The organism is Atribacterota bacterium, from assembly GCA_028717805.1.
Classification (GTDB): domain Bacteria; phylum Atribacterota; class Phoenicimicrobiia; order Phoenicimicrobiales; family Stramentimicrobiaceae; genus Stramentimicrobium.
This window is the reverse complement of the sequence record JAQUNC010000021.1, coordinates 23,630-40,743: the sequence shown is the minus strand read 5'-3', so window position 1 is coordinate 40,743 and position 17,114 is coordinate 23,630. Positions and strand designations below refer to the sequence as shown.

At 34.6% G+C, this 17,114-nt stretch carries 18 protein-coding genes; 2 read left to right on the top strand and 16 right to left on the bottom strand.

Annotated elements, in window-relative coordinates; translation table 11 throughout:
• Window positions 1–220 precede the first annotated feature (220 nt).
• The gene (locus tag PHD84_06100) at window positions 221–1,459 is read right to left on the bottom strand and encodes a hypothetical protein (protein ID MDD5637368.1); all 1,239 of its coding nucleotides are present in this window, start codon (window positions 1,457–1,459) and stop codon (window positions 221–223) included.
• A gap of 444 nt (window positions 1,460–1,903) precedes the next feature.
• Here PHD84_06100 and PHD84_06095 point away from each other — a divergent pair, with 444 nt between their 5' ends.
• Entirely contained in the window at window positions 1,904–2,533 is a 630-nt protein-coding gene (locus PHD84_06095) for a redoxin domain-containing protein (protein MDD5637367.1), read from the top strand.
• Between the two features lie 20 nt (window positions 2,534–2,553).
• Window positions 2,554–3,273 carry a DUF1573 domain-containing protein gene (locus PHD84_06090; GenBank protein MDD5637366.1) on the top strand — a complete coding sequence of 240 codons (720 nt, stop codon included), beginning with the start codon at window positions 2,554–2,556 and terminating at the stop codon, window positions 3,271–3,273.
• Between the two features lie 28 nt (window positions 3,274–3,301).
• Here the strand turns inward: PHD84_06090 and PHD84_06085 are convergent, their stop codons facing one another.
• The 15 genes from PHD84_06085 to PHD84_06015 all read right to left on the bottom strand — a co-directional run bounded on the left by PHD84_06085 (window position 3,302) and on the right by PHD84_06015 (window position 17,110).
• Window positions 3,302–4,537, bottom strand: a complete 1,236-nt coding sequence (locus tag PHD84_06085) for a PLP-dependent aminotransferase family protein (GenBank protein ID MDD5637365.1) — start codon at window positions 4,535–4,537, stop codon at window positions 3,302–3,304.
• A 264-nt stretch (window positions 4,538–4,801) separates the two neighbouring features.
• Window positions 4,802–5,746, bottom strand: a complete 945-nt coding sequence (locus PHD84_06080; GenBank protein ID MDD5637364.1) for a radical SAM protein — start codon at window positions 5,744–5,746, stop codon at window positions 4,802–4,804.
• 150 nt (window positions 5,747–5,896) lie between these two features.
• Window positions 5,897–6,754, bottom strand: coding sequence for an ATP-binding protein (locus PHD84_06075; GenBank protein ID MDD5637363.1), 858 nt, complete (start codon window positions 6,752–6,754; stop codon window positions 5,897–5,899).
• 24 nt (window positions 6,755–6,778) lie between these two features.
• Entirely contained in the window at window positions 6,779–7,675 is an 897-nt protein-coding gene (locus tag PHD84_06070) for an ATP-binding protein (GenBank protein MDD5637362.1), read from the bottom strand.
• 24 nt (window positions 7,676–7,699) lie between these two features.
• Window positions 7,700–7,912: a hypothetical protein gene (locus PHD84_06065; protein MDD5637361.1), complete on the bottom strand. Its 213-nt coding sequence runs from the start codon at window positions 7,910–7,912 to the stop codon at window positions 7,700–7,702.
• Window positions 7,913–7,945: 33 nt separating this feature from the next.
• Complete coding sequence (locus PHD84_06060) at window positions 7,946–8,332, bottom strand: NifB/NifX family molybdenum-iron cluster-binding protein (GenBank protein MDD5637360.1); 387 nt, start codon at window positions 8,330–8,332, stop codon at window positions 7,946–7,948.
• 52 nt (window positions 8,333–8,384) lie between these two features.
• The gene (locus PHD84_06055; protein ID MDD5637359.1) at window positions 8,385–8,759 is read right to left on the bottom strand and encodes a NifB/NifX family molybdenum-iron cluster-binding protein; all 375 of its coding nucleotides are present in this window, start codon (window positions 8,757–8,759) and stop codon (window positions 8,385–8,387) included.
• Between the two features lie 82 nt (window positions 8,760–8,841).
• Complete coding sequence (locus tag PHD84_06050) at window positions 8,842–8,976, bottom strand: hypothetical protein (protein ID MDD5637358.1); 135 nt, start codon at window positions 8,974–8,976, stop codon at window positions 8,842–8,844.
• Between the two features lie 52 nt (window positions 8,977–9,028).
• Window positions 9,029–9,511: a transcriptional repressor gene (locus PHD84_06045; GenBank protein ID MDD5637357.1), complete on the bottom strand. Its 483-nt coding sequence runs from the start codon at window positions 9,509–9,511 to the stop codon at window positions 9,029–9,031.
• Window positions 9,512–9,855: 344 nt separating this feature from the next.
• Window positions 9,856–10,362 (bottom strand): nitroreductase family protein, encoded by a 507-nt coding sequence (locus tag PHD84_06040; protein ID MDD5637356.1) that lies wholly within the window; start codon window positions 10,360–10,362, stop codon window positions 9,856–9,858.
• A gap of 1,161 nt (window positions 10,363–11,523) precedes the next feature.
• The gene (locus PHD84_06035) at window positions 11,524–12,930 is read right to left on the bottom strand and encodes a radical SAM protein (protein ID MDD5637355.1); all 1,407 of its coding nucleotides are present in this window, start codon (window positions 12,928–12,930) and stop codon (window positions 11,524–11,526) included.
• 61 nt (window positions 12,931–12,991) lie between these two features.
• Window positions 12,992–13,534: a TetR/AcrR family transcriptional regulator gene (locus PHD84_06030; protein ID MDD5637354.1), complete on the bottom strand. Its 543-nt coding sequence runs from the start codon at window positions 13,532–13,534 to the stop codon at window positions 12,992–12,994.
• Between the two features lie 593 nt (window positions 13,535–14,127).
• Window positions 14,128–15,348, bottom strand: a complete 1,221-nt coding sequence (locus PHD84_06025) for an ABC transporter permease (protein MDD5637353.1) — start codon at window positions 15,346–15,348, stop codon at window positions 14,128–14,130.
• A complete protein-coding gene (locus PHD84_06020) occupies window positions 15,345–16,031 on the bottom strand; it encodes an ABC transporter ATP-binding protein (protein ID MDD5637352.1) in 687 nt (228 codons plus the stop codon). Before PHD84_06020 ends, PHD84_06025 begins: the two co-directional genes overlap by 4 nt.
• Window positions 16,032–16,033: 2 nt before the next feature.
• On the bottom strand, window positions 16,034–17,110 hold the full coding sequence (locus tag PHD84_06015; protein MDD5637351.1) for an efflux RND transporter periplasmic adaptor subunit: 1,077 nt from the start codon (window positions 17,108–17,110) through the stop codon (window positions 16,034–16,036).
• Between the last annotated feature and the right edge of the window lie 4 nt (window positions 17,111–17,114).

Genomic DNA, 17,114 nt, shown 5'->3' with positions numbered 1-17,114 from the left:
AAGTAGAGTGGAGATTTAACCACCGTAATGAGAACCTTGTTATCCTATTAAGGAGGTTTCTGAATCAACAGATTTCCATTGTCAAAGAACAAATTTAGTGCAACTTTGGTTATGCATTACCAAAAATAAAAACAGTTTTAGATGCCTGTTTTAAAAACAATATTTTATTGCTTTTGGCAAAAAAGAAACAATAATATAGGGTCAACAACACTATTTTACATTAAAAAAGTAATCCGGTTATAATTAATAAGATAGCCAATCCAAAGAATAAAACAGTCATTATTATTTTTATCGTACCAAAGTGTCTCTTATTTAGCTCTGCCCATTTTTGGGAACTAGTTCCCCAGTAGGTAAATAAAAAGACCAGGATTAAGGGTACTACAAACATAAAATTGTAAATCAAGAGGTAAATTAGAGCATTGGCTCTAAGCTCTGGAACATTACTGATGAAAATGAGAGTGGGTAAATAAATCTGTCCGGTACAGGCTAATTCTAAAATAGAGACCATAAAACCAGTTATCGCAGCCATGATAACAAAATTATGTGTTTTGACATTTTTTCGTATGGTGGAATGAATCATCTGCTTAATACGGGGAGGCAGCTGTAGAGTAGCATCGCCGGTCTGTCCGGTTCTCTTATATTTCAGATAATCTAACAAACTGAGTGTCCCCAAAATAATACCGATACCGGCAGTAACAAAGATAAATATCTGTCTGGCTAAAGGTAAAAAGGAAAGGGTGGTTACCACCCTTAATGCTCCGGCACCAATCAGAAAATAGGTTAAGAAAATAGCCAGCGTAAACATACTTCCAACCAAAAGCAATTCCTTCCCGGTTCTCTTAATTAAAGCTAGGTAAGAAATAAAAAAGATGATGGTGGCAAAGGCACAGGGGTTAATGCCATCAATGAGCCCACTAACGGCAATAGCGCCTATACCGAATGATTGGAAACGCTCAATAAGGCGCTGTTGAACTGAGGTAGGGTCTTCTTCTGTTTTTTCCCAGGGCGGAGGCTCCTCTACCTTTATCTGTTCTATCTGGTTAACGATATTATCATAGTTAATTTGTTCTCTTAAAAGAAAACTATCACCAATATAAATTAAAGGGACCAGTAATCGATCATACTCGGGTACTCCGTATATCTCTCCCAACTGTTCGGCGAGTGCTATACCCTTCGTTGTAGAGATATCAAATTTTCGGATTTCTACCTGAGGGTATTGAAAGGCAATCTGCTCCAGTAACCTTGCTGCTCTTTCACAATCATGGCAGCCAGGCTCAAAAAAATCAGCAATATAAATGGGTATTTTGGATGAAATATCCTCACTGATTTCTTGACCCCAGGCAGAGAAATTTAGCATATTTAAATTAATGGCTAAAAACAGTAACAACAAGAAAATAACAGTAATATTACGACTATTATTAGGATTAGTGAAAATTGTATCTTGATAAGTTTTCTTCATTTGCAATTCTCCATTATTGTTCTAAAATAAACGGCAATATTACTTTTATTATACATATTTTATTTTTTGATAGCAAAAAAACTTGGTCTAGGAATTATCTCAACATTACCTCTGGCTTAATATCACAAACACACCTGGGGCTATACTGCGGTAATTTTAGGAATCTAAGCAGTTTTTATCAGAAAGTATAGCATAAATTTTTGCTAATCTCTCCATTAGGAATGATCCCTCCTGAGTTTTTAGCTTGCTTGCTCTATAGTAATACTATTATTATCCTTGTCAATATAATTTTTTAGTTTTTAAAATGATTTTAAAGATTTACTTATTTAGTTAATATAGTGAGTAATTTTATTATAAACTAGCTTAATTTTAATGAAATTTTTACTGAAATATTATATAATATTGATAAGACTATAATCTTTAACCTAATAGTAAGGAGAAAAAATGATAAAATTAAAGAACAAAAGAACAACTTTTAGTAATTTCTTCAGAATATGTATGATAACTCTTTTTGTTTCTGTTCTCTTTTTTGCTTCCAGTCCTGTTCTGGCTCAATACAATACCGGTTCACCGGTACCAGATTTTGCCCTGGAGACACTGGATGAAGAAGTCTATCAGCTTAACCAATTTTCAAATAAACAACAGCATCTTATACTTTGTTTTGTACATAGCAATGAGCCTTCCTCTATTGCTAAATTAGAGGATATGGTAAATTTCTTTAACGATTACCAGCCTCGGGAAAGTTATCAGATTATTGCCATTATCTGCCAGGATGAGCTTATAGAAGTGATACAGGAAAGGCTATTTAACCTGAAAGAAAAAACAGAAATACCTCTTATTATCCTGTTGGATGTAGATGGAAAAGTAAATGCCAGCTATGAGATTGAAAGCTATCCTACTATACTCTTACTAAGATCAGACCTATATGTCAGAAAGGTATATAGCCGCTTTACAACCAGGCAGGAAGCTAGCTTCTATCAATACCTAAAATTTATCTTTACCTCTCAAAAAATTAATAATAAAAGCAGTGGTTGCGATGGCGGAGTCTGCCCTCCCCCTCCAGGATTTGAATAATATACTAGAAAGGTAAATAAATGTCTTTTATTAGTAGAAAACAAATAATTATTTTATTTGCTATTTGTGTACTGTTAATAAATTTAGCCGGTTGCAGTAAGACTAAACAGGCAAAATTGGTATTATCAGAAGAAAACTGGCATTACGGAGAGGTTATGCCTGATCAGATAGTCTCTCATCAATTTACTTTAAAAAATGAGGGGGAAGATAAACTAATTATTGAATCGGTTTATTCATCCTGTGCCTGTGTCAGCCTGGAGCTGAGTGAAAAAGAGATACCAGCTGGAGGAGAAACCCAACTTAAAACTACCTTTGATCCTTATGGTTATGAAGGAGATGTCAGCAAGTATATTACCATTAAATCCAATGACCCAGAGCATCCAGAAAAAAAAATTGATTTGACTATCACCGTCGCAAGACTTCCTAATCCAGATATAAAACTATCACAGCAGACCTTTGTTCTAGGAAATATTAGCGGACAAGAACAATCTGTTCTTCAATTTACCATTACTAATACCGGCGACGCCGATCTAGTGATTGAAGATATAGTTGTAGAAGATATATTCAGTCATAATCTGAAATTACCCCTTACCATGTCCCCAGGAAAGCATTATCAGGCAGAGGTATACCTCTCTACCAGCCAGTTGAAAGAGGGAAAGTTCCGTAAAGCAATACGCATTATGACCAATGATCCTCAAAATCCAATGGTATTCTTACGCATAAGCGGGATTAGGTCTTAAATATTATTCTCTTGATGTACAGTCTTTTTTAATTACCATTCCTACCTTTCGGAGAGGAAGAATAATTAGTAATAACTCTGGCTAATCTCTTAACCCCCTCCTCAATATCTTCTAAACTAGGATAACAGAATGATAACCTCATAGTATTTTTTCCTTTTCCATTGGCATAGAACGATGAGCCACTGACATAGGCTACTTTCTCTTTTATTGCCTCATAAAGCATGGTATCTGTATCTAGGTATTCAGGAAGAGTCACAAATACAAAAAATCCTCCTTCTGGTTTAGTCCAGGAGGCTTCTGCTGGAAAATATTTTCCTAAAGATTCTACCATTACATCTCGTTTCTTCTTATAAATTAAGACATTTGACTCTATGTTCTTATCAATTAATCCCTCATTGCAATATTCATAAGCAATCAATTGATTAAGAATAGAAGTACATAGGTCAGTTGCCTGTTTTAAAATAATAATCTTTTCAATTATTTCTTTATGACCGGAAACCCAGGCTAACCTCAAACCAGGACATAGTATTTTAGAAAAAGTACCTAAATTTATTACATAACCTTCATGATCTAAAGAAAATATCGAGGGAAGCGGAGTCCCTTCAAATCGGATTTTATCATAAGGATTATCTTCTACAATAATAAGATTATAATTTTTTGCAATTTCCAGAAGTTTTTTCCTGCGAAGTAAGGACATAGTAACACCAGCAGGATTTTGAAAATTTGAAATTGTATAAACGAACTTAGCCTTCTTACCCTTGCTTTTAATTGTAGCCAGCTTATCTTTAAATATTTCCATACTCATACCATCTTCATCCATCGGAATTCCAATTATCTCGGCTCCATAACTGCGAAAAGCATTTAATGCTGCTAAATAGCTGGGTAATTCTACCATAACTATATCGCCGGGATCTAAGAGCGCTTTGCTAACTAAATCCAAACCCTGTTGTGAACCAGAAGTTATAATAATATTATCTGTAGTAAATTTTTTAGCATCCATTTCTAACCATTGAGCTAAAAATTCTCTTAATTTCAGTAATCCTTCTGTACTGCTATACTGTAAAGCGAGAGAGCTATTATTAGCCAATATTTTTATGCATATCTCTTTTATTTCCTCTGCCGGAAATGTTACCGGATCAGGCATTCCACCTGCTAAAGATATTACATCGGAACTCTGAATAATTTTCAAGATCTCTCTAATTGAGGAAGCTTTACTCTGCTGCGCTAACTTTGAAAATAATATTTCATTTTTAACTGATGGCATTACTCTACTCCTTTTATTTTATAATTTTATTTGTATCAGCAAACAACACCCCGTAGGTAACTGAACTACTGGTTCTTTAATTATATAACTTTCTTCTAATTTGATAAATAGAATACCCTGAATTTCCACAATATTCAAATCAAAGTAAAAATAATGTAAAAAAAAACAGGATCAGAATTTGAAACATAACAAAAACAAAAAATGATGTTTTAAAATCTGATCCTGTTTAACTACTATTTTTATATATTTAAATATATTAAAAATTCAGCTTTTAGCACTTAATTTTCTTAAATAAAATCTGTTTCCTTCAAATTCTATTTCAACTAATTGACCTTTATTAATTAATTTAAGGATAACCGACCAATCAGATTTAGCCCGTTTTAAAAAATCCTTCAGTGCCTCTTCTCTCATAGGATGAACTGAGGTGATACTTAAAATATCTTCTTCTACTTCACCAGTAAAGGCAAAAGCATTTCCCTCATAACCGATAAGATATTCTACCTGATTAATTCTTTTTTTAAAGATATTATAGCTCTGATTAATTACTTCTTGTGATGGTGCTAGAACCCATCTCTTTGCTGGTGGTCGAATAGGCATTGATAAATAGGCCCTACCTGGATTAAGCCGGGCTAAAAAATCAGCTACTCTCTCTATATGTTGGCTATCATCATTAATATTTTGAATTAACATTGTTTCGGTTATTATTTCCCCATCAAAAGTTCGGGCAAATTCTAATATACCATTTAAAATGTTATCTAAATGCAACTTTTTATGCGGTCGATTAATCTTTCTCCATATCTCCTCTTCTACAGAATCTACCTTCAAAGAAATCAAATCTACTTCCTTTAAATTCTCTCTTACTTGTTTCTGATCTATAAGTGAACTATTGCTAATAACAGCTATTTTAATACCTAAAGATTTTATTAATTTAATTTCTTTACCCAAATTAATATCTAAAGTAGGCTCTCCATCTGGTACAAAAGTAAGATAATCAATAGTTTCTCCTTTTTCTTTACTCTTATTTATTTTTTCTTGAACCTCAGCAAAAATCTGATCAGGAGGATAAAAAGTTTGTGGCTCCACCTTCATATGAGAAGTTTTTCCTATCTGACAATATACACAGGCATAAGTACATATTTTGGGGGGAATATTATTTATTCCTAAACTACGTCCTAAACGTCGGGAAGGAATTGGACCAAAGGTAAGCATTATTTCTCCTTCATCTTAAATAATCTTAAATAATTATTAACATTTAGTTGGTCAGTGAATATTTTTATTTGCTAACCGATACTAAACATTATCTATAAAATAAATAATTTCGATTTTTGGGTTAAGAAAAAAACTTGGCTTAACAAAATTCTAAAATACTTTTCGCCAGATATTCCTTATCTCTTTAGTCACTTTATTATCACTGTACTCTACTACTGGTAATCCCTTTACCAGTGCTTCGGTAATTACATTATCAAAATGTATTTTACCACCTACTGAAATACTATTTTGTGCACAAAACTCTTCTATTCTGGAAGAGTTTTCTAAATTAAGATCATATTTATTAATTATTACTACTACCTTCACTCCAAAATGCTGGGTAACTTTTATCACTCTTTCTAGATCATGTATCCCCGAAAGGGTTGGTTCAGTAACCACTATCGCTAAATTAGCACCACTGATAGAAGCTATTAGTGGACAACCGATTCCTGGAGGTCCATCTATGATAATTAATTCTAGATTCTTTTTCTTGGCAACTTCTTGAGCATTCTGACGGACTAAAGCAACTAATTTCCCAGAATTTTCTTCTGCTATACCTAATCTAGCATAAATCAAAAGACCATATTTTGTTTCAGAAAGATACCATTCACCACAATGATTTTCGTTCATTTGAATAGCCTGTTGAGGACAAACCAGGGCACACAAACCACATCCTTCGCAAGAAACAAAGTCAATAACGGTCTGCTCCTGGGATATTTTAATGGCTTCAAAACGGCATAATTCCTGGCATAGACCACATTGATTGCATTTCGATAAATCAATAGCTGGTATTAGTCCGGCATAAAAATCATGTTTCTCTGTTACCTCAGGATGAAGTAAGAGGTAAAGATTAGAGGCATCTACATCACAATCTCCCATTACCTTATTTTTTGCTAAAGCTGCAATACTGGCAGCGAGAACCGTCTTACCTGTCCCACCCTTGCCACTAATGATAACAATCTCTTTCATTTAAATAACCTCTCAATTCCTGTCCTAAACAATCTTATACTGTTCGCTAATATTTTGAAAAAGCTGGATAAAATTCTGTTTATAAGAACGATTCAAATTTACTATAGGCATACCTTTGGAATAAGCTATGGCAATCTCTTTATCCAGAGGGAGAAAAAGTAAGATAGGAATATCATTTTCCTTACAATAATCCTCTACTTTATGGTTTCCGATATCACACTTATTCAAAACCACACCATGAGGAATCTGTAACTTTTGGAGCACTTCCACAGTTAATACAAGATCGTGCAATCCAAAAGGAGTCGGCTCAGAAACCAATATAGTATAATCACTACCTTTTATCGATTCGATAACCGGACAGGAAGTTCCCGGAGGTGCGTCAATAAGTAAAATATATTGTTTTTTTATCTTTATATCTTCGTTTTCCCTATTCTTATATTTTTCTATACCTACCTTCTTAATTTTCTTGATTATAGGCGGTGCCATCGGCTCTCCAATATTTAACCTTCCCCCAATAAAACTAATAGAACCTGATTTGCCCTCCTCTAATATTCCTATCTCTCTACCTTCTTCATTGATTGCCTTTTGGGGACAAAATAGAGTACATGCCCCACAACCATGGCACAATTCAGGAAAAACCAAAACCTTATCCTTAGTCACCGCGATAGCATTATAAACACATACCTGGGCACATTTACCACAATAATTACATTTTTGATTGTCAATTTCAGGAACAGGAATTTTAATTGACTCTCTTTTCTTTATCAATGGATTTAAAAAAAGATGGGCATTGGGTTCCTCTACATCACAATCTAGAAAATGAACATTATTCTTTTGATCTCCAGCTAAAGCTAAAGCCAGATTAACCGCAATAGTGGTTTTACCAGTACCACCTTTACCGCTAGCAACCGAAATAATCATTTAACTTTATCCTTTTTTAAAATTTCATTGTCTTACCATTATAGTACCACATTTAGGACATTTAATACTGGTGCAAGCTATACCTACCTGATGAGGAACAGTCGTACCACAAGAAGGACAAACGCAATTTCCACCTAATCCCATTCCTCCTCCTCCCCGGCGTCCTTGCCCTGCACCTCTACCACGTCCAGTTCCCGGACCTAATCCGGCAGGACCAGTTCCATCTCCTCTTGGCATTTTACTCTCCTTTCTATTTTTTATATTATACTCTTAATGATTATCAGAATGAGTACATTCTTCTTTTTCTATACCATAACCCTTTCCTGCTCCAGGCTTACAAGAAGAAACTCCCCCCTGTAATCTTCCCTCTACAAATTCATTAACTACCTTATTTATCTTACCGCTCACTCCGATAACAGGAGTAATTCCTTTTTCCGCAAATAGCACCTGCGCTCTATTCCCCATACCTCCACAAATTATATATTTTACACCCTTCTCAGCAAGAAAAGCAGGTAAAAATCCTGGTTGATGCCCGGGATTATTTATTTCTTCCATCTTTAAAACCTTTCCATCTTCAATTTCTGCAATGGTAAAGACGGGACATCTTCCGAAATGTTCTGATACTAGACCAGAATCAGTAGAAATAACTATCTTCATTCTATCCTCCTATCCTTCTGATTTTTTTTAACCTTTGGAAAATTTATCAACCTTATCTATCCCTTTTTATGCCAGAATGAGGAGAAACATTGGGATGAGAAACTGCTTGGAAATCACCTGATTTAAACTTATCTAACGCCTCCTGAACTGTACCCACTACACCAGTAATCACTTCTATGCCAGCAGCTTGTAGAGTTTGAAAGGCATTGGGACCGCAATTTCCGGTTAATACTGCTTTTACTCCTCTATCAGCCATTATTTGACCTGACTGTATCCCTACTCCTCCCATACCTTGGGCTGCACTATTTTCTACTGCTTCAAATTTTCCACTATCAGTATCTATTAAAATAAAGTAAGCACATCTTCCAAATCGAGGATCTACCTGCGATTTTAAGTCTGGACCATTAGAGGTAATTGCTATTTTCATATTGCACCTTCCTTTTCAATGATTAAATTTTTTATCAATAAAGAAACTATTAGATGCATTCCTTACTCCTTTATTTATTTACTCATTTTTCTAATTCATTCGTAATTCTATTAATTGCTTCAAGTTGTTCCTTTATAATTTTTGTTTCTTCTGTTAATATCTCATCTCCTTTTAAAGCTTCATTAGCTATTGGTAAATACTCCTTTCTATCTTTCAATTTATCTTTTATATAATGATAACCATTTTCAATAAATTATGAAAAAAATATCTTAATTCTTTATAGTTCTACATTTTTTACATAATCCATAAAATTGGATAGTATGATTCTTAATTTCAAAATCATATTTCTTTGCTAATTCTTTCTCAGTTTTTCTAATTAACTCCATTTCTTCCTCTACAAAATCATCATAATCTATTACTCTTCCGCAATTGGTACATATCAGGTGATGGTGGTGCGAGGTATCTTTATCTCCATGGGATAGCTCATACCTAGCTCGACCATCCCCAAAATCAAACTTGAAAACTAATCCTATCCTAACCAATAATTCTAATGTTCGGTAAACAGTAGTAAGACCTATAGTCGGATATATTTGATGTACTTTTAAGTAAATTTCTTCTGCACTTAAATGTTTTTTTGATTCATCTAAAACCTGCAAAATAATCTGACGCGGTACAGTTATTCTATAACCACCACCTCTAAATTCTCCGTGCCACCATTTTCCAGGTCCACTTCCACACCATCTTCTGGGCATATTGATAATTCCTTATTGATAATGATTTTCATTAATATGATACATAAAATCATTTAACTTGTCAACAATCCCTTTCTTTTATGTGAATTAAAAATTAAAAGTGAACTCTTTTTAGCTGATTTAAAGTTTAAAAGTGAACATAATAAAGCTATAGTCTAAAAAGATGAGAGGTTTTTGTTTATGGTTTAGTTATAAGAAAGGGATAATATTCAGATTAAAAAATATTAAATGTTATCTGGCTAAGAACAGATGATTAGGTATAGAAAGAAGGAAGGCATAACTTCTGTCAACATTAGCCGGATAAGGTATCAAAATATCTATTTTCCCAAGCTAAATAAGCTAAATTATTTGATAAAATGAACTATCTCTGAAATTGGCTTACGCCTTTTAATTCCAGGGCTATCTGCTGGATAGCCTATAGGTGTAAAAGCAATAGGTTCCATATCTAGAGTTAGATTAAGAAATTTCCTAGCAGCATCGGGATTAAAAGCACCAATCCAGCAGGTTCCCATTCCCAAATCTGTTGCGGCAAGTATGATATGATCCATAACTATAGCTGAATCCACATCTACATAATTTTTACCATCTCTGCGCACCCAACAATCTTTTGGTATACCACAAATACCTACCACATAGGGAGCTTGAACAAACCATTCCTGTGAGCATATCTTTATTAATTTATCTTTAAAATGTGCGGTTTTAATGACAAAAAGCTGAAAACTCTGCTTATTGCATGCAGTAGGTGCTAGATTAGCCGCTTCCAGGATTTTGTCAATAATTTCAGCAGGAATATCATCAGATTTATAGGCTCTTACACTATATCTTTTTTTAATTAATTCCTTAAATTCCATACTAAATTCCCCCTTTTCTTATTTGTGGCTTCTATAAAGAATATATTTTTTATTTTGACCTTATGTAACTAATAACTACTCCAGGATTGCTTTTTCAAACACTATATTTATATAAATAATAAAACAGCTACCAACTTTTTCAAATATTGTGTCACCATTTTTCTTCATCCTATGTTTCACTATCTTTCGCATATTTTCCATAAAGGTGTAATTCTCGATTATTACTTATTCTTCTGACAATGACAACCAGCAGTAAGCATTGCTATTCTTATTAAATCTTTCCTGGTTCAAGGAATTAATCTTTTTTCATAATTCCACTATTCCTTACAGATAATGTGGATCTTCCCAGAGAAATTAAGGAAGGGTAAAAATCAAATTTTACTAAATTATAACTTTTCCATACAAAATGAAAAGACCTGATTTTGTGATTTTGAATCAGTTTTCAACAAGTTAACCAGTAGAATTTTTTATAGAAATGGGATAAGCATAGGGACTCTCTTTTGATATTCTTTATATTTATTGCCAAATTTAGTAATCAGTAATTTCTCTTCATAACGGGAACTGAAAAAATAGAACAAGCATATCACTAGCCAAATTAGGAAGGCTAAAATAGAAGAGCTTAAAACAACAAGGCTGAAAAACAAGAGTATAGAACCAAAATACATAGGATGTCTTACTATGTGAAATACACCGCTTGTTACAACATCTATTTCTTGCTCAGTTTCTTTGAAAATTATTTTATGGTATTTCAAAATAAAATAACTTCCGATTTTTAAAAATATATCTTTCTTATCTTCTCTTCTTGAAAGAAAATCTGCTTGGTATAATTATTTTTCAATTCTATCACTTTGTTTAATTTCTGGAGGATTCAGTTGTATTCCTGATATTCTTTCCATTAATCCAAGTAGATAAATGTCTGTTTATGATGCTTTCTTAGAAAATCCCGAGTTTCCTTATTCAGGGTAACCTTTATCTCAGTTTAAGGTTAACCAGTTATTTTCCTGATAGGAAAACTTTTCTGATTCTGAAATACCTTTGCGTAATAAAGATGGAGGAGAAGTGGGGCATTTTTTAAAGCTGCCCCCATATATTTTCTTTCTCTCTTCTATAATTTAACTTTTGTTAATCTCTACATCTAATGTTACTTTCTGTCTTTATTTTTCAATGCTGAGTTGTTTTCTGACTTTTCTGGTATTTTTCTTGTGCTTCTCTTGCTTTTTTTGCTCTCTCCTCAAAGATTGGTCTGGATTTCCTATCCCAGTCAGCAGATAGTTCATCCAAGAATTTACCAATAGAACCGGTTAAGACTGTTTCTGCTCCCTCATGAGTGGGATGTGCGCCCGACTCTGCAACAATATCTCTAAGTTCTTGAGGATGATCAATAATAGGGCAGGGCGTCATCAAATTATCAGTAAAGGGTTGGCGTTTCTGGTAAACCTGGAACAAAGGATTTCCTAATACTTCTTTCAAGTTCTTACCCTTGATGTTATCTACTGCAAAGTGAACAAAGGCACAGGGTTCCACCTCACCTTTGGCATTGATATGGAAGTATCGTCTTCCACCAGCAATGCAACCACCAGAAAAGGTACCATCATTCCAAAAATCTGCCAGAAAGATAGGCTTTTTTACCCGTAATTCAGGAATTCGATATGCCAGCATAGCTCTCTGTTCGGGAGTAATCATCATATCCAAATCAGTATCTTTGCCAATGGGAATATAGTGGAAAGACCAACCATAGATGGCTCCCTTTTCTGCCATATGGTCAATAAAGTCATCGGTACCAAAAAGTTCTTCCGCATTCTGTTTGGTTACAGTAACGCTGATGCCAAAGATAACTCCTCTTTCCCGAAGCCGATCCATAGCAGCCATGATTTTGTCATAGGTGCCTACTCCTCGACGGGTATCAGTAGATTCCTTAAATCCCTCCAGGCTTATAGCCGGGCTGATATTACCTACCTCAACCATCTTGTTTGCCATCTCATCATCAATTAAGGTACCATTGGTGTACATCATAAATCCTACATCGGGATGTTTTTTTAAGATTTCAAAGAGATGTGGATAAAGAGTAGGCTCACCACCAGAAAGAACAATAAAATAAATGCCCATTTCCTTAGCTTCTAAGATAATTCGGTCAATAGTATTTATATCCAGGCTATCACTCTTCTTATACTTACCTGCCCAGCAACCTGTGCAACTTAAATTACAGGCACTGGTAGGATCAATTAAGATAGTCCAGGGAACACCTACTCCTAATTCCTTCATTACCTCATCCTGTCTGGGAATACCCATCAATCCCGCATTGACAAAGAAGTTCATAATCATACCATTCTTATAGCTAGGTGCAATTTTGGTAAGTTTGCGAACAAACTGCTGAAGAGCTGGATTAATCTGATAGGCTTTTTTAATGGCGGCAATTTCTTCATGGTGTCTTTCTGTGCGAGCAACTTTATCAGCCAAGTTAAGTACCTTAATGAGATTTTTCTCGGGATCTTTCTCCAGATAATGTATAGCTTGTTTGATAATCTGTTCAGCAGCAAATTTCTTGGCAAAGTTGAAATTAATACCCATTTAAACTCCCTCCTTTTCAAGGCTTTTCCAAGATACTCTTAATCCCAAAAAAATTAATCTTCTATTTTATCTTATCAACCAATCGACAGATAAAGTTGATGTTATCCTCTTGTTCATCTGGAAATTCCTGAGCAAAATCATAGATAGCCATTATCAATAAGCGAATTGTTCTGTCTTTATCTTTATCTGGAATGTCCAGGTCTTTCTTTTCTTCCGCCTTGTAAACTAGATTTCTAATTAACCCCAATAAATAATCCTTCATATGTTCAAAAAGTTCATGGTCAAGTTTTTCCCTTAAGATTACTCTTCCCAGTTCTTTTAATCTTACAATCTCATTATATAAGGTAGCAATAAAGTTATATCTATCTTCTTTGCTCTCTTCTATCATCTTATCCAGAACAGCATAAGTCTGTTCCAGGCTCTGTCGGAAGACATTTAAGAATAAATCCTGTTTGTTAAGAAAGTAGTTATATAATGTCCCTACCGATAAACCTGCTTCTTGAGCAATCATTTTCATTGTAACCTGTTGGTATCCCTTCACTGTAAATAAATAAAAGGCTGCCTGATAAATCTTTTCTATTATTCCATCAATGAATTTTGGCATTTTGGTACCTACCGATTTTAAATGAACTTATATTCACTGAATCTATGTTCATAATAATATAAAGAATGGATTTTGTCAAGTCTGATATTATTCTTGAATTAGTTTTTATAAAGAAGATATTTTAATACTGGGAGCAGAATTGAAATACATAAGAAAATATTCGTTCAGAAAATCACCAGTTTAGTGGTTAAAATGGTATTGAACATGCAATTTACCAAACATCAAATATGTTATAAGGTTTATATGGGAATAATTGTATGAAATTGCCATAACCTAATTTCAGAATGTTTCATCAAGACAATCTTGTTGTGTATAATGTTTCATGCACATTTTGTTTAGCTCATACCATTAAATGTTAAAAAAAGGATTGGGATTTAATTCTAATCGTTGTAAAAGGAAGAGGGTCAACACTATAATATAAACTACCTATCTTTGTTACAAAAACTGAAAATAGAAAAATAAAAACTTTAATGTCACTGCTAGTAAATAAAGCGAGAGAAGCAGTCTCATTTGGTTTTACCCGCATAAAATAAAATTGAAAGCTGAAAACTAATTCTCTACGATTTTATCAATTACTGATAACTATAACGGTGCTATTCATAGCGCAACGCATCTACTGGATTCATCTGTGCTGCCTTCATAGCAGGATACAAACCAAAGAAAATACCTATAAATAAAGCAAAACTAAAAGCTAAAATAATAGAGATACTCGATATAACAAAGGGCCAGTTTCCATATTGAGATAGAAAATAAGCTCCCATCCAACCAAAACCAATCCCCACTACCCCACCTAAACTACTTAAGCTTAAGGATTCCATTAAAAATTGGAATAAGATGTTTTTATTCTTGGCACCTAATGCCTTACGTATACCAATTTCTCTAGTACGTTCGGTTACAGAAACCAGCATAATATTCATAATGCCTATTCCACCCACTAAAAGTGAGATAGCGGCAATGCCCCCTAACATCATACTCATAGTATTGGTAACTGAATTTACTGTATCCAGAATTTCATCCTGGCTCATAATTCTGAATCTTTCCTTATTTTCATCTTCCAGATATTTTATCAAAAAGTATTCTATTTCTTTCACTGCACTCATCGCTCGCTCAGAGGAATAAGCCTGGGCAATAAAAGAATCTGCATATTTATGGGTAGTTAATCTATCCATAGCTACCGATAAGGGGATATAAGCTCGTTCATCCAAGTTACCAGCCATGGAGCCACCCTTTTCCTTCATCACGCCAATGACTGTAAATTGGAGTATCCGCCCATCATAATTAAGTCTTACTGTTTTACCAACTGGATTCTCATTATTAAAGAGATCTATTGTCAGTTGATAACCAAGGACAATAACCTGGCTTCTTTCCCTATCATTTCCTTCACTGATAAAAATTCCTTTATCAACCTCATAATTATTTACTTCAGCATAATTAATCCTGGTGCCAACTATAGTAGTATTTACATTTACCTCATCGGCAATCAATCTACCATTGACCTGTTTTACCGGAATAACCTTTCTTACTGAAGGACAGAACGCTTCCAGATGTTCGGCTAATTCCAGAGTAAATTTTTGCTGAGAACTGACACCACTTATCCTCCCCCATTGACCCCTGGGAGTCCTTGGAAAGATACTAATCATATTTGATCCTAAATTAGCGATATGAGAGGTAACTTGCTGGGTAGAACCGGTCCCTACAGAAACAATAGCAATAACTGCGCCAACGCCAATTACAATTCCCAGCATAGATAAAAAGCTGCGCATTTTGTTTGTCCATAGACTTTCCAGAGCCATTTTCAAGCTTTGTAAAATCATGCTACTACCTCAACTTCATTGATTAATCCATCTCTTAAATGTATTATTCTCCTCGCGTAACGGGATATTTCCAGTTCATGGGTAACCAGAATAATAGTATTGCCTCTTTGATTTAAATTTTGAAATATTTTCATAATTTCTTTTCCGGTTTTTGAATCAAGGTTGCCGGTTGGCTCATCCGCTAAGATAATAGAAGGATTGTTAACTAAAGCCCTTGCTATAGCAACTCTTTGCCTCTCACCGCCGGAAATCTCATTAGGACGATGTTGTGCTCGGTTACTCAATCCCACATCCTGTAGAGCTTTTAAAGCCAGGCTTTGTCTTTCTCCAGTAGATACACCAGCATAGATTAACGGAATTTCTACATTTCTAATATTGGTGACTCTGGGCAATAGATTAAACTGTTGAAAGACAAAGCCTATCTTCTTATTACGAAATAATGCCAGTTGATTATCATTCAATTTAGCAACATCCTGATTGGTAAGAAAATATTTTCCTCCGCTAGGATAATCAAGACATCCAATAATATGCATTAAGGTAGACTTTCCTGAACCAGAGGGACCCATTATAGAAACAAATTCTCCTTCCTCTACTTCAAAGGAGACTCCTCTTAATGCCTCCACCTTAACCTTACCCAGATGGTATACCTTCTTTAGTTTTTCTGTTTTCATCACAATGCTCATCTCTACCTCACCATAGGAATAGGTCCAGGTCCCCCAATAACTCCAAATCCACCTCTGGCACCCTGGGAAGCAGTGTTAATCTGATAACTATTGATAATTATTCGATCTCCTTCCTGTAAACCTGCAATTATTTCCTGATAGAATCCATCAGTGATACCTTCTCTAACAGGAGTGGAAATGGCTTTGCCACCCTCTACTTTTAACACTACACTTCCATGATCACCTATAGATATAGCGGTTACGGGAACAATTATGGCATTCTCAATCATATTAACAATAATCTCAGCAGTTGCTGAAAACCCGGGTTTAAAATATGGTGATACTTCATCCATACGTAAGGTCACCGGAACAGTAACTACACCACCTTCCATTATGGCGTATTCTGCAACCTCTGCCACTTTACCATGAAAAATCTGTCCTTTCAGGATATCGAGTTCAATCTCTACCTTTTGTCCCACTGTTACCTCTAAACAATCTACTTCACTAATTGAAGCAGCCACCTCATAGAAAGAATCATCAATCAGATACACTACATCATCCGTGCCTTCAATGAAATCTCCTTCCTCTACAAAGATATCTACTACTTTCCCGGAAAAAGGAGCCCCTAAAGTTTTGGATTCATATCGATCCAGTGCCACTTCCATAGTTAATTTCTTTTCTTCAATCTGAGTAGGAGAACCAGTAATTTTAGCCAGTTCATATTCATTCTTAGCCTTCAGGTAATTGAGGTGTTCCTGTTTATCCTCCAATTTTACCAGTTTCTGTCCTCGTTCAACTATTTCCCCTCTTTTTACCAGTATTTTTTCCACCATACCACCGGCTGTTCCAGTAGTGGCAAAGCTTAAATATACTTCGTTAACTGGTTTGATATAACCGCTGGTCGATACCGTCTTTTTAATATTACCTCTTTTTACTTCAATTACAGCATTGGAATCAATATCTTCAGAATAAACACTTTCACTACTTATTACTCGATAAGAGTTAAGTACCGGCACGGGTAAGCTATCCCTGAAAATATATAAACCACTACTAATCACCAGAATTATGATAAACCAAAGTAATAATTTTTTCTTTCTCATCTAT